Genomic DNA, 12,952 nt, shown 5'->3' with positions numbered 1-12,952 from the left:
CCAGATTTGACTATTTCTCTTTGCCGCTTCTTTATTCATTAAGACTCCTTATGGTTAATTATTCAAATATCGGCATTAATTCAACTGATAATCGCCTTGGCCGGTGGTAGAAAGCTTAACGGCTAAACCAAACTGCCGATAAATGTAGTCCAATCAGGCCTTGTGTCAACGGATTGCCGGTGGTTTGGATGAGGATGGGGCCGCAGAGCGGTTGAAGGTATTTTCTTAGCCGGGAGTGGGGCAGTGCAAAATTTCATACTATTTGCGCACCTGATATTTTAGAGATTTATAATTAATACGACGGTTTTTAGTATTGAGATTTTCCTATCGATAGTTTGATTTAGTAAGTCCATGTGCCAAAAGCTAGGGGTAAAGTGTTCAGCAAATCCCGGCGTTCCCGCCAATTGGGCATGAATTTATCCATATGAGCACGAAAGCGTTCGTTATGCTTCCGCTCTAGTAAGTGAATTAGTTCGTGGACCAAAATGTATTCCAAGCACTCCGGTGGTTTTTTAGCCAATTCCAAATTAAACCAGATGCGTTTTGCGCCAACATTGCAGCTACCCCACTTGGTTTTCATCTTTTTGACACTCCAATCGGCAAGCTCAACCGCCACGCGCTGTTGCCATTCCGGGATTAGTTTTTCAACCTGGGCTTTTAACCTGGCGCGATAAAACTCCGCTAAGACCAAGGCCCGATTCTCAACCGAGGTACCGGGATTGACAAACAAATGAATTTTGCCGCCCGATACCTTAACTTCATGCCGACCCACCCGTTCTACTAAGTTTAAGCGGTGGGGTTTGCCCCAAAAGTAATGGCATTCGCCACTGACCATCTCTCGATCTGACTGCCGGGGTTGTGCGGCAAAGTCGCGTTGCTGCTTTTTAATCCAAGGTATGCGGCTGATCACGGCCATACGAATTGCCGTGTCAGTCATCTGTTCCGGCGCCGCCACACGAATGCGGCCATCGGGAGGCAGCACGCTGATATGCAGGTTTTTAATGGCCTTGCGATTCAGTTGCAGCGATAACGAGCCAATCTGCATCTGTGGCATTAGTGATAATCCTTCTGCGCTTTAGCCAATTCCATCACGCTGGGAATATCGATGTCATAGCCTGTGGTTTCTTCCCGAATCGCATTGGCAATTTCGCGCTCCTTAAAGCGGTCACCCACCCAATCGGCTTTCTTGGTAAAGCGAATGGCACTATCGATTTTGGTAGCCAGCACTTCATCCTGGCCAAAGTTATCATAGAAGGCCCGCTTGGCTTGACTATCTAGCGATGATGGATAGCTGAAGCTGGCTTGTTCCGGACGAATCACTTTTCTGGATAACTCACGAATTCGTTCCAGGTATTCTTGATAGTCAATGGCCTTTTGCCGACGCTGCTTAATTAACTCATCCAGTAACACCGACATGTGTTCGTAGTATTTTGGGTTGACCGGGTTTTCATCAACAATGGTGCGACGGACATTATTTTCGATGGTTTCCGCCATAGCATCCTGATTTTTGCGAATGCTTTCCGGTAGAGATTCCGTCGCTTCAATGCCTTTTTCAACGATTAGTTGGATTAGCCCAAGTTCTTCAAAATCCATCAACTGTTCACTGGTGTCCGCACGGATATACATATCAAGCAGATGCCGCATAGCCGGTTCAAAGCGTTTCATATCGATCAAGTCGCCACTGGCCAATTTCACCTCATCACGCACTTTTTCGTAATGCGCCACTTCCGCACGAATCTGCTCGGCTTCAACACTGGTAAATCCGGCTTGCGGCAGTTCGTTAGCAATATTGGCAAACGCCCGAATCAGCTTGGCCACGTTTTGATACAGGGTTAGACGCAACGCTTCTTTCTCACTCAGCGCGTCCGGGTTAACCCCAGATTCACCGCAAAAATAATGAATGTAATCTTGGGTAGCGCGTGGCGCTTTAACCGGCTCGCACAAGGCACGAACCATTTCTAAGGCATTGTCCAAATCCAGTCGAGCCTGTTCCAGCCGGTCTTTCAGCAGTCCGGCGACATCTTCTTGGTCGTAGCCATCAAAAGCACCTTGGGTATAGTTGGTAATAGCCTTATCCAACGAACGGAACAAATCCTTGTAATCGACGATGTAACCGTATTCCTTATCATCGCCGTCCAGCCGGTTAACTCGGCAAATCGCCTGGAACAAGTTGTGATCGGCCATTTGCTTGTCGATGTACAAATAGGTCGCAGAGGGCGCATCGAAACCCGTCAGCAATTTATCCACCACAATCAGCAAACGCATTTGCCCCGGCTCTTCGATGAAGCGCTTTTTAACCGCCTTTTCAAACTCTTCAACTCGACTCGCTGCTACATCTTCCGGCTGCTCAAAGTAGTCGGCCAGCATCTTGCGATAGATGTCGTATTTGAATAACTTCTCGGTCAAACCCTCGCCGGTTTCTTCGCCACGGATACTGGTAGCGGTGGGCTGGAAGCTGGTGACAATCGCCACCTTACCGGCTAAATCCGACTGGCTGAACATTTCATAGGCCTTACACGCCTGATAGACACTGGCGCACACCAACATGGCATTGCCATAGCCGTCCATCAACCGAGGCTTGGTGTCCATGTCTAGTAAGATGTCATTGACGATCTGTTGCAAGCGCGACTTGCTGGATAACACCTTTTGCAAAGTGCCCCATTTTTGCTTGAGCTGGGTTTTGGCGATATTGGATAAGCCACGGGTTTTAGCTTCAAACCACTCATCGACTTTCTTTTGCGAGGTGATGTGCTGATCGATGTCCCGCGCCTCATAACGCAAATCCAGCACCACGCCATCGGCCACCGCCTCATCGAATTTGTAGGTGTGGATATACGGCCCGAACACCTCCACGGATTTTTTCTTGTCCTTTTTCATCAGCGGTGTACCGGTAAAGCCGATAAACAGCGCATTGGGCAAAATGGTCTTCATGGCTTCATGCAATTTGCCGGACTGGGTGCGGTGACACTCATCGACAAACACGAACAAATCACCTTTGACCTTGAAATCGTTGGGCAGGGATTTTTTCAATTCTTCGATAAAGGCATCCGTGGCACCTTCATCTTCACCTTCGGATTGCCGACCGAATTTATGTACCAACGAACACACCAGCCAGGGATTAGGCTGATTTAACGTGGCAACCAGATCAGAACCGCTTTTGCTGCGGTAAATGGCTTCATCGACACCGGTAAAGACTTTTTCAATCTGCTCATCCAGCTCGGTGCGGTCGGTGACGATCAACACCCGGCTATCTTTCACATTCTCTCGAATCCACTTCGCCAGCCACACCATGGTCAAGCTTTTACCCGAACCCTGGGTGTGCCAAATGATGCCGCCTTCTCGGCGGGCCACATGTTGCTTGGCGGCCTCGATACCAAAAAACTGGTTATGCCGACAGGTTTTCTTCACACCGGCATCAAACACCATAAAGTCGTGAATGATCTGCAAGAAGCGCTGTTTGTTGCAGATGCGGCTTAAATGAAAATCCAATTTATGTAGGTTGGGCTGAATGCAATGAAGCCCAACATTTTGATTTTGTTGGGCTTCGCTTTGCTCAGCCCAACCTACATTATTTTCTTTCCACTCCAGATAATACTTTTCCGGGGTTTCAATCGGCGCGTAACGCAAGCCCTGCGTATCGTTACCCGCCATCACCAGTTGCTGGGTGGTGAAGAAATTACGGATGAAGTCTTTTTTCTGATTGTCCAGATTCTGGCGTATGCCTTCGGCCACCGACACCGACGAGCGCTTCAGCTCCAGTATGCCCAAAGCAATGCCGTTGACGTACAACACCAAATCCGGGCGCTTTTTGTTTTCGCCCTTGAGCGACACTTCTTCGGCAATAGCAAAGTCGTTGGCTTCCGGGTTATTCCAGTCGATCAACCACACGGTTTGATTTTGCTCACCCGCACCTTCTTTGTCTTTCACGCCATAGCGCAGCAGGCGGTACACATCCTTGTTGGCGTAATACAGCTTTTTGCCTTCGCCTAGAGCCGCAGCCGTATCCAGTTGGCGGATGGCGCGGGTAATCAACGCATCACTAACACCGCGTTTTTGCAGCCAAGCGGTTAGCAAGCCGGTTTCGATGTTTTTGTTGCCTGCGCGATCTTGCCAATCGCCCAGATAACGGTAGCCCAACTCATTTTGAAAGAATGCAACGATACGGTTTTGCGTGGTGCGTTCGCGTTGTCCCACAATGCTCATTTGATACTCCCTGTTCTCATATCGTTATCAGTCCACCGAGCAGTTATAATCAAAAATCATCGTTACTGGTTTAGGTCATGGCAGCACGAAAACCCACTAAGAAAGTCAAAAAAGCCCGTATTTTCCGGGCCGTTGCCAGTTCAAGTGCCATCGAAACAGGGCAGTCTGTGCAGGCTATCGAGCAGGCGCTCAAATCCAATAATCACAAATTCCGCGACTTGGAACTAGCCGATTAAACGCTTGGTTTCCACATAGTTCAAACCAAGCAATCAAAAAACAGTTTAGTCATCAAGCAAAAACTAGAAAGTTTGTCATTTATTTTCAATGATATAACAAAATTATATTTGCTATTCGACCCCGCCAGTCAAGCAACCATCAAGCAAATTACGCCCAATGCGGAATATTGCTCATCCTCGGACTTAAAGCGCAGCTATTTTGATAAGCAACCTATTTCAAAAACTAGGACTGTTGTCTTGCTCTAATGATGGCTGAGCCAAAACAGGGTCACTTTCTGCGCCAATCAACGCTGGCTTCCCGTCTTGCCAAATCACCGCGTAGTGTCCCAAGCGCTTTTTACGCTCCAGTTCCTCGGTAACGGCAAAACGCAAAATATCCAAAATTTCTCGGGCTTGTTGACTGGCTGTAATCATGGGTTGGCCTCCTGTAAAAGCTGGCTATAGAGTGCTTCATCAATAATGACACGCTCTGCGCTGTACTGCTCGAAGACGAGTTCGGGTTGCTCTCCCGTATTGAGAAAGCAAAGGGTTTGATCGACCGCATTACTGAAATGGTAAAACAAGTTATGCAAACTGCGTGGAAATCGTCGAGTAATATCCCGCAAGGAAATAGAATGGCCGCCGTGCGAAACGCGCTCCGCGACACGTCGTTGCGACATTTCCACAGAAGGCAACGCCAGATAATACAACTCAACACGCCAACCTTCAGCCCGCATCCGTTCAATCAATCGTAAATAGATTCGACCCGACAAGGTGGTTTCAAAGGCAAAATCACGGCGGGCCTGAATATGCTGCTCAATTTCGCCCAGAAACAAGCGACTGGCGGCCATGATTTGCTGCTCTGGAGCCAATGGCGATAAACCGGCAGCAATTAAATCGGCATTCACAAAATTCAGGCATTGGGCTTTTGGCAAGAATTTTAGTGCAAAGGTGGTTTTACCCGCACCATTTGGCCCGGCAATGATTCGACAAATCGGTGCTGTTAATCCATTCATAGCAAGAGGATCAATGGAAAATTGAGAATGGAAAGTGAATAGTGGACGTTCATAATGCTGAGCGCTCCCTGGATGTTTTGACGATTGAAACCAGTAGTTTCAATAACTCCTGAATATCCGGTTTGATGGATTGATAGCTTTCCAGGGTGATTTCGCCAGATTGATATAATAACTCAATCCAATAATCGGTTTCGTTTGCTTCCTTAAGGGCAATACTCATTTTGTTGATGAAATCAGCCTTACTCTGCGCATGTTCTGCCTCACGCACCAAAGCCCCAATCGCCGTGCCACTTCGTAACACTTGTTTACTTAACACGTATTCTTTTTTATTGCTTTGCAAAAATTTCGACATCTTTACTACGCGCAAGGCGAAGGCAAAGCTTTTTTCGCTAATGGGATTGCGCTTCGTAAATGGAGAATTGACAGTTGATAATTGAGAATTTTCTTGCTCTTTCATTATCCATTCTCCACTGTCAACTTTCCACTTATTAACCGGATTCTTCCGGTTAATAACTCCTGCATCATGCCTTGTTTGATGTGGCGGGTTTTGCTCAGGCGTTGTTGCAGGGTTTGGATGTCGGCGTCCATGTCTGACAGGATGGTGGCGATGGCGGTTTGTTCTAGTTTACTAGGTAAAGGTAACAGGTAAGCTTTTAATGCCGGAAGCTCCACACCAGTTTGCCCAGATGAGCGCTGAGAAAGCATATCCATTAACGCAAATAGCTTTTCGCTCTTTAATACGTAATATAAATATTCTTGATTGATCGCTTCTTTCGGAGAGGCTTTAATCAATGCCACATTATATGCTCCCTCTATCCCTCTAAGAATTTGGAATATTGGTGGCCCATACCGACCAATCATAATATCGGTTGAATTGCATTTTTTTCTTGCAAACAGCTCAGGTATGTAGGTTTCATATTCAGATGTCTTATAGTCCCGAATTTGAATTAAGCGAATATAACCAGCTTTCGGGCTAGATATAAAAGTGCTTCTAGGTGGCTGTGAACCTCCAGAGAAGTTAGCAACGTCATCAATTGTCATGAGGTTCCAATCCTCCGGAACCTCCCCCAACTCACTCTGCTTATAGCCTTTTTTGAGTTGAGAATTGAGAGTTGACAGTTGAGAGTGGTTGGGGTTTTTTAACTCTCCATTCTCCACTTTCAACTTTCCACTAAACTCCGCCAGGCGTGTCCTGCCGGTGAGGAGTTGCTGCATGGTGGCGGTTTTGATGGCCTGTTTTTTGGCAATCAGTTTTTCCAGCTCGTTAATCAGCGCATCAACATCGGATAGGGCGTTGGCGATGGCGGTTTGTTCATGGTGCGGCGGCAAAAATAACCTGAAGTTTTTGACTAACTCGGTATCTAGTACTCCTGCACTATTTCCAGCAGAACTCACTAACTTTAAGAGTTCGCTTTCCATTCCCAGAATAAAAAATGTTAAAAATCTGGCATCTAAACCTTTAGCTGGAACTAATGCTTTTACATCTTGATTAAACGCCACTGGTTCAACGACCATTCCGGCTCTTATCTCGTTGTGGAGAGCGCTACCTCTTACTAACAATAAAATAGCACCTAATGGAGCCATTTTACTTCCAGCTGTAACTGCCACTTCACTCAGAAATTGATCTGAAGTTGAAATTTCAAAACTTTTAAGCGTTGAACCGCTGATCCACGGAATAGAACCATTCCAGAATTCATCATTGCTTCTACTGGGCGTACCGCCCGACATCCACGTCGTGTAGCTACCAATTGTTGAGAGTTCCCAATCGATTGGTATTACCCCCACTTCCGTCTGCTTATAGCCAGCAGGCAAAGTCTGCCCAGCTGCTTCCGCCAAATACTTAACACTCGCCTCAGCAACTTGATTATTGGCTGTCATGCTGCCGCCAATATCGAAGCCAGTGTAGGGTGGATAAGCGAATGCGCATCCACCAATATTGGCCTAACAATGCACGTTGGCTCGGTGGATGCGCTGGCGCTTATCCACCCTACATTTTTTCTATTTATGTTGTGGATGGAATTGGTCATTCGATCTCCATGTCGCTGATATGGCTTGGCGGTTGTGCGCCCCAATCGGCAGTGTACCAACCTTTTTTTACCGCATTGGCGAACGATGACCACGGCCAATCACTGGGTTGTTTCACCAATCCGTGTTTGACTGGATTGTAATGAATGTAATCCATGTGCCGTTGCCAATCGTGCTCATTACGGATGGTATGTTCCTAAAACCGGCGCTGCCAAATCAATCGCTCGTGTCGGGCGTTGGTGGTGGTATCGATTTGGCGGGAAACGGCTTTTTTTATATCCCTCCAGCGGGATGAATAATCCGCGTCGTTTTGCGGCATTTGCCAGATGCAATGCAGGTGGTCGGGTAACACCACGATGGCGTCGATATGAAACGGTTGTGCTTCCTTGACCTTGCGCAAGGCATCACGGAGCAGTTGAACCTTGTTGTTATCGGTAAATATTGGCTTGCGCCGCCATGTGACGACGGTAAAAAAATAACAGGCGCCGGTGAGGCGCAGGCGTTGATAGTTACTCATGGGGTGTTGAATGGGTGTTCAGTAGATACCCACCGGGGCACAAGTGCGCTGGCGCTTATCCACCCTACAACTACCTGATTGCCAATTGTCATAACGCCTACTCCAAACCCATCGCCTTCAAGTGTCCGGCCACTTTTTCACTCAACACATCAACCGATTGCGTGATGGCAGGCAACGGCTCAGCATAACGCTCTTCCAGCTCTTTTACCCGATTCGCCAATTGCTGGGTGACGCGCTCGATTTCGGCTTGGATATTGGCCTCAAGACAAGCCAGCCATTTGTTTTCGACGATCAGGGTTTTAATCTCGGCTTCGCTCAAGCTGGCGTAGTGTTTGAACACGGCCAAATCCAGTGCTTCCTGCTGTTCCTTGAGGGATTTTTTAGCGTCGGCCTCGGCATCAAAGAGTTTTTGCGCCTGTTGCAGCGCGGCTTTTTCGTCCGGGTCGGTCGCCAGCTTTAAACGGGCTTTGACGCTGGCGGCGGTGACTTTGTCTCTGTCGTTGAGAGCATCGCTGAGCAGGCCATCGTCGTCGCCGTGTTCTTCCAGATAGCTTTCCAGTTCCTGGCTGGCGGCATCCAGCTCGGTCTGGATTTGGTCGATGCGGGTTTGCTGGGCCTGAAAGTAACGCGCCACCAGCAAGGCCGGTGGAATCAGCTCGGCTTTGTATTTGGCTTTGTTGATGATGAGGTCGGGCGTTTCTTTGAGCTTTTCGCCTTTCTGCGCCACCAGTTCGCGCAGGGTTTTACCGGCTGACCAGCCGTCTTGCACCAGCACGTAGACATCGTCCTGCATGACTTCGGCCCAGTAATCCATGAGGATTTGGTAGACGTCGTATTTATTCAGCAAGGCACTGTCGGCGTAGGCTTGTAACAGGTCTTCGCTGATGCGCTGGATGATGAGTTTGGGAAGTTGGCCGATTTCAATAGCGTTTAGCGCAGCCCGGTCACGCCACGCGCTGAACGGTTGCAGGCTTTGCTGTGCAAAGGCAATGAATTCGGGGTGGTTCAATATCGTGGGTTTAACCTGTGCGGTCGAGATCAAGGCTTTGCTGTAGCCGGGGCGGAGTTCGGCAAACAGACTGTGACGCAGGCTGGGGAATACCTGCCAATAGGCTTGCAGCGCGGCGATGTCGCGGTTGGGTATGCCGCCTTGCAAATGGCCGCTTAAGTCGTGCAGGTCTTCGGGTTCGCTGCTGTCGATATAACGGGGAATATTCAGGTTGTAGTCGTTGGCAGCAATTTCGCTTAAGGCCACCATGCGGCTGTAGCGCGGCAACACCAGCTGTTTGGTAAAGGCATCGACGATTTTGTGGATGTCCTGCGCGCGCAGCCGGTTTTTGTTGCCGTCTTTCATGTAGCCTTTGCTGGCATCGATCATGAAGATCCCGCTGCGGTGCGCGGCGTTTTCTTTATCAATGACGATGATGCAGGCCGGAATACCGGTGCCGTAAAACAGGTTGGCGGGCAAGCCGATAATGCCTTTGATGTAGCCTTGCTTGAGCAGGTTTTCACGAATCCGCGCTTCGGCATTGCCACGAAACAATACGCCATGCGGCAGAATCACCGCGCCTTTGCCGGTGGATTTAAGGCTTTTGATAATGTGCAGCAAAAAGGTGTAGTCGCCGTTTTTATCCGGCGGTATGCCCCAGGTGAAGCGCTCGAATTCATCTTCCTGCGGGTTAATGCCGCTCGTCCAGTTTTTGTTGGAAAACGGCGGATTGGCGACCGCAAAGTCGAAGGTTTTGAGTTTGCCGTTGGCGTCTTTCCATTGCGGATCGGCGATGGTGTTGCCTTTCCAGATTTTGGCGGTGGCGTTGTTGTGCAGAATCATGTTCATGCGGGCCAACGCACTGGTGGCGTTATCCATTTCCTGGCCGAAGATGGTTAAGCCGCGCGGTGCTTCGTCGCTGGCTTTTAACAACAAGGAGCCGGAACCGCAGGTGGGGTCGTAAACGGATTGAGACTGATCTGTTTCTGGAGTTATGCCAATGACTTTAGCCAGAATGCGCGAGACTTCCGCCGGGGTATAAAACTGACCTTTGGATTTGCCGGACTCGGTGGCGAAGTGACGCATCAGGTATTCGTAGGCGTCGCCCAACAGGTCGTCACCATCGGCGCGATTAGCGGATAAATCGATGCCTTCAAAAATACCGACCAGCTTGGACAGGCGGTCGATCATGTCCTTGCCTTTGCCGAGCTTGTCTTCCTCGTTAAAGTCGGCAACGTCGATGACGCCTTTGAGGTCGTTTTCTTCGGCCAGCGCACTGATGATCTTGTTAAGCTTTTCTCCGATTTCTTTATCGCCTTTTAATGCCACCATGTCATCAAAGCTGGCGCCTTGCGGCACGACGATCATGCCGTAAGGGTCGCCCTTGTACTTATCGGACACGTACTTCATAAACAGTAAAGTCAGCACATAGTCTTTGTACTGGCTGGCATCCATACCGCCGCGCAGTTCGTCGCAGCCGGCCCAGAGGGAAGAGTAAAGTTCGGTTTTTTTGATAGCCATTTGTAGAAGCGTTTCCGTCGTTTTGTATTCGGTTTATTCCGTTAAAGTAGATCAGTATTGAGTCCTGCCGCTTTTAGACGTTGCGTCAGGTTACGCATCTTGCTGAACTCGGTGCCAAAGCTCTCGCGCAGACCGACCCCTTCACAAAACTCTTTGGCCGTGATGTTTTTCAATGCGTCAGCGTATTTGAGCATCTGTAAATGGAGCTCTACGGTGTACTGGTTACGCGGCGCTTCCGCCAGAGCTTGGTTTATGCGTTGGTAGATTTCACTTTCGTTCATGTTTAGGCCAAAAATGGCTGATATGTTTATATAATTTAGCTAAATTATATAAACATTCCCGATGTGCCGTGACTATTTTGGTAGTTAGAGTCGGCTCCTGGTATTGCCAATCAGAGAAAGAGAACCTGCGCTTTAGGACTAAAAGAGGGTCGATTTCTATCGCGCAGGGTTGATTCAGATTGGTCTCAGGTGAAAAGGAAAAGGTGCTGGAAGACGCTGAAGAAAAAGATTTTCTAAGCGATTACTCTATCTACCGAACGTTTTTGGTTCTGATTGGTGTGCAAGTTCGTGCAATTACGCATATTGCCGCAGCAACTCGCAATCGACCATTAGCAAGGATACGTCGTCATGGGTTTTGTTGGGATCGATAAAATCAACAAACGCTTCACAAAGCTCGGTTGATTTGCTGGGGGCTTTGCACTGGTTTTTAAATAACTCCAAAGTACGTTTCGGCCCGAATCGTTCTCCAGCGGTGTTTTGCGCATCGGTTAAGCCATCGGAATAAGAAAATAGATGTTGCGGATATTGGCTATCCCATTGCCATTCCTGTGTTTTTGCATTGAAATCGTCGGGCGACAAGACGCCTAACGCCGGATGCTCGCCACCGGCCTGTGTCTCGTCAGCGGATTCCACCGTCAAAATTATGAGCGGCGGCATGCCGCCGCTCCAGAACTCGACGCTTCTGTGATGGGTATTTATGCGCAAAATGGTGGCGGAAACGAAGCGGCCACGAGGCATTCTTTCAAACAGCATCCGATTCAGTTTGGCGGCGATAGCCCCGACCATGTGCCCTGAGTGCGCCAAAGAGTAAAACAGATCGCCCAGCGGCAATAGCGGTAAAGCGGCTACCAGGCCGTGGCCCATGGAATCGGCGTGCAATACGTAAGTATGCCCATAACTGGATGCGTGCAGTAATAGGTCGCCGGAGAAATAGCGTTTGCCGGGCAAGTTTTCGCCACGCCAGATAGTCAGGCCCGATTTGTCGGTTTTTTCGGCTTCCCAAAGGCGCTGTAACAGATCGCTAGCCAACTCTTGCTCAAAATCATTGGCGGCCTCGGCTTGCTTGCGCTGGGAAATGTCGCGGATTATGCCCGTGAATATACGCTCGCCGTCCACATCCATTTCGCTGATCGTCAACTCAACCGGGAACATCGAACCGTCCTTGCGTTTACCCATCGCTTCCCGGCCAATGCCTATCACTTTTTTAATGCCTGTTTTCAGGTAGTTATCCAAATGCTGATCATGTTGCTCGGCATGGGGGGAGGGCATCAGCAGACTGATGTTTTTGCCTTGTACCTCGATAGGGGTATAGCCGAACAGGCTGAGCGCTGCGGGGTTTAATGCCTGAATCAGGCCTTTGGCATTAATCAGCACCACGCCATCCACAATGGTCTCGAACAGTGCCCGAAAGCGGTTGTCTTTGCTCAACAAATCCGCCGCTTTACGTTCGGTAATATCCCGAATGATTTTGGCCGCGCCGATAATTTTGCCTTGCGGACACCTTATCGGCGAAACGCTGATACACGCCGGAAACTCGTCATCATTCTTTCGCAGCCGAGTCGTCTCGTAGTGTTGAATTTGATCCCCCTGCAAGATTCTGGCAAGAATCACCTGTTCTTCGTTAATCCGCTGTTTGGGGATCAGTTTTGTTATTGGCTGTCCCAGCATCTCCTGTTCCGTATAACTGAACATCCGTTCGGCCGCCGGATTCCAGCTGGCAACCCGGCCATTCAAATCCTTACCGATAATGGCATCGCCGGACGATTCGATTAGGGCCCGATACCAGCTTTCAGTGTTATTGATTTGGCTGCTTTTTGTAATGCCGCTTTCCATTATTACGACCTCCATGATCCAGTTTTTGAGATTATGATTCCCGACTAGCAAGCTGCTTCAGCTAAACCCAAAAAATCGGCCATGCCCACCGGGATACCCGCTTCCAGGCGGGCATGACAGCATCTTCTTAAATCTGACAAAGTAGAACTAATCAGGATCTTTCTTGATCGGTTAAGACGCAATATTAGATGGTATTTTTTTAAATGTCCCATCATTATCAATGTTAATCACATCGGTGAGTCAGCCTGCTTTTATCTCCGGTAGTTAAGCCGTCATAGGGTTTTCCAATTAGCGTCCCAGATTGGTTGATAGCGCTCGTAGCGTACATTTTCCCCGGCAGATAATCCTGAGCC

General features: G+C 48.8%; 10 protein-coding genes and 1 pseudogene. 1 reads left to right on the top strand and 10 read right to left on the bottom strand.

Annotation, left to right across the window (positions count from 1 at the left end; translation table 11 throughout):
• Window positions 1-340: 340 nt before the first annotated feature.
• Window positions 341-1,054: a M48 family metallopeptidase gene (locus tag A1332_RS05600; protein WP_064007571.1), complete on the bottom strand. Its 714-nt coding sequence runs from the start codon at window positions 1,052-1,054 to the stop codon at window positions 341-343.
• Window positions 1,054-4,203, bottom strand: coding sequence for a type I restriction endonuclease subunit R (locus A1332_RS05595; protein WP_064007570.1), 3,150 nt, complete (start codon window positions 4,201-4,203; stop codon window positions 1,054-1,056). Before A1332_RS05595 ends, A1332_RS05600 begins: the two co-directional genes overlap by 1 nt.
• A 77-nt stretch (window positions 4,204-4,280) precedes the next feature.
• Here A1332_RS05595 and A1332_RS25595 point away from each other — a divergent pair, with 77 nt between their 5' ends.
• The gene (locus A1332_RS25595; protein ID WP_197491401.1) at window positions 4,281-4,439 is read left to right on the top strand and encodes a hypothetical protein; all 159 of its coding nucleotides are present in this window, start codon (window positions 4,281-4,283) and stop codon (window positions 4,437-4,439) included.
• A gap of 216 nt (window positions 4,440-4,655) precedes the next feature.
• On the opposite strand, the gene A1332_RS05590 is transcribed toward A1332_RS25595, so the two are convergent.
• From A1332_RS05590 to A1332_RS05555, 8 genes and pseudogenes are all read right to left on the bottom strand, one after another.
• Window positions 4,656-4,853 carry a hypothetical protein gene (locus A1332_RS05590; protein ID WP_064007569.1) on the bottom strand — a complete coding sequence of 66 codons (198 nt, stop codon included), beginning with the start codon at window positions 4,851-4,853 and terminating at the stop codon, window positions 4,656-4,658.
• On the bottom strand, window positions 4,850-5,326 hold the full coding sequence (locus tag A1332_RS05585; protein WP_419865988.1) for a zeta toxin family protein: 477 nt from the start codon (window positions 5,324-5,326) through the stop codon (window positions 4,850-4,852). The genes A1332_RS05590 and A1332_RS05585 overlap by 4 nt, the downstream gene beginning before the upstream one ends.
• A 157-nt stretch (window positions 5,327-5,483) precedes the next feature.
• Entirely contained in the window at window positions 5,484-5,891 is a 408-nt protein-coding gene (locus A1332_RS05580) for a four helix bundle protein (protein WP_064007567.1), read from the bottom strand.
• Window positions 5,891-7,312 (bottom strand): restriction endonuclease subunit S, encoded by a 1,422-nt coding sequence (locus A1332_RS05575; protein ID WP_064007566.1) that lies wholly within the window; start codon window positions 7,310-7,312, stop codon window positions 5,891-5,893. Before A1332_RS05575 ends, A1332_RS05580 begins: the two co-directional genes overlap by 1 nt.
• A 145-nt stretch (window positions 7,313-7,457) precedes the next feature.
• Window positions 7,458-7,976, bottom strand: a pseudogene (locus A1332_RS26490) (REP-associated tyrosine transposase).
• A 97-nt stretch (window positions 7,977-8,073) separates the two neighbouring features.
• The gene (locus A1332_RS05565; protein ID WP_064007565.1) at window positions 8,074-10,485 is read right to left on the bottom strand and encodes a type I restriction-modification system subunit M; all 2,412 of its coding nucleotides are present in this window, start codon (window positions 10,483-10,485) and stop codon (window positions 8,074-8,076) included.
• Window positions 10,486-10,526: 41 nt separating this feature from the next.
• Window positions 10,527-10,766 (bottom strand): hypothetical protein, encoded by a 240-nt coding sequence (locus A1332_RS05560; RefSeq protein WP_064007564.1) that lies wholly within the window; start codon window positions 10,764-10,766, stop codon window positions 10,527-10,529.
• 294 nt (window positions 10,767-11,060) lie between these two features.
• A complete protein-coding gene (locus A1332_RS05555) occupies window positions 11,061-12,599 on the bottom strand; it encodes a PAS domain S-box protein (RefSeq protein WP_064007563.1) in 1,539 nt (512 codons plus the stop codon).
• Window positions 12,600-12,952: the final 353 nt, after the last annotated feature.

The organism is Methylomonas methanica (genome assembly GCF_001644035.1).
In the GTDB taxonomy this organism is placed as follows: Bacteria; Pseudomonadota; Gammaproteobacteria; order Methylococcales; family Methylomonadaceae; genus Methylomonas; species Methylomonas methanica_A.
Note: the sequence above shows the minus strand (reverse complement) of the source record. Positions and strands in the feature narration are given on the sequence as shown.

Bases quoted from the DNA above. Each gene is read 5' to 3' on its own strand.
- A1332_RS05575 (WP_064007566.1), bottom strand. From the start codon at position 7,312: ATGACAGCCAATAATCAAGTTGCTGAGGCGAGTGTTAAGTATTTGGCG.
- A1332_RS25595 (WP_197491401.1), top strand. From the start codon at position 4,281: ATGGCAGCACGAAAACCCACTAAGAAAGTCAAAAAAGCCCGTATTTTC.
- A1332_RS05560 (WP_064007564.1), bottom strand. From the start codon at position 10,766: ATGAACGAAAGTGAAATCTACCAACGCATAAACCAAGCTCTGGCGGAA.
- A1332_RS05595 (WP_064007570.1), bottom strand. From the start codon at position 4,203: ATGAGCATTGTGGGACAACGCGAACGCACCACGCAAAACCGTATCGTT.
- A1332_RS05565 (WP_064007565.1), bottom strand. From the start codon at position 10,485: ATGGCTATCAAAAAAACCGAACTTTACTCTTCCCTCTGGGCCGGCTGC.
- A1332_RS05580 (WP_064007567.1), bottom strand. From the start codon at position 5,891: ATGAAAGAGCAAGAAAATTCTCAATTATCAACTGTCAATTCTCCATTT.
- A1332_RS05600 (WP_064007571.1), bottom strand. From the start codon at position 1,054: ATGCCACAGATGCAGATTGGCTCGTTATCGCTGCAACTGAATCGCAAG.
- A1332_RS05555 (WP_064007563.1), bottom strand. From the start codon at position 12,599: ATGGAAAGCGGCATTACAAAAAGCAGCCAAATCAATAACACTGAAAGC.
- A1332_RS05590 (WP_064007569.1), bottom strand. From the start codon at position 4,853: ATGATTACAGCCAGTCAACAAGCCCGAGAAATTTTGGATATTTTGCGT.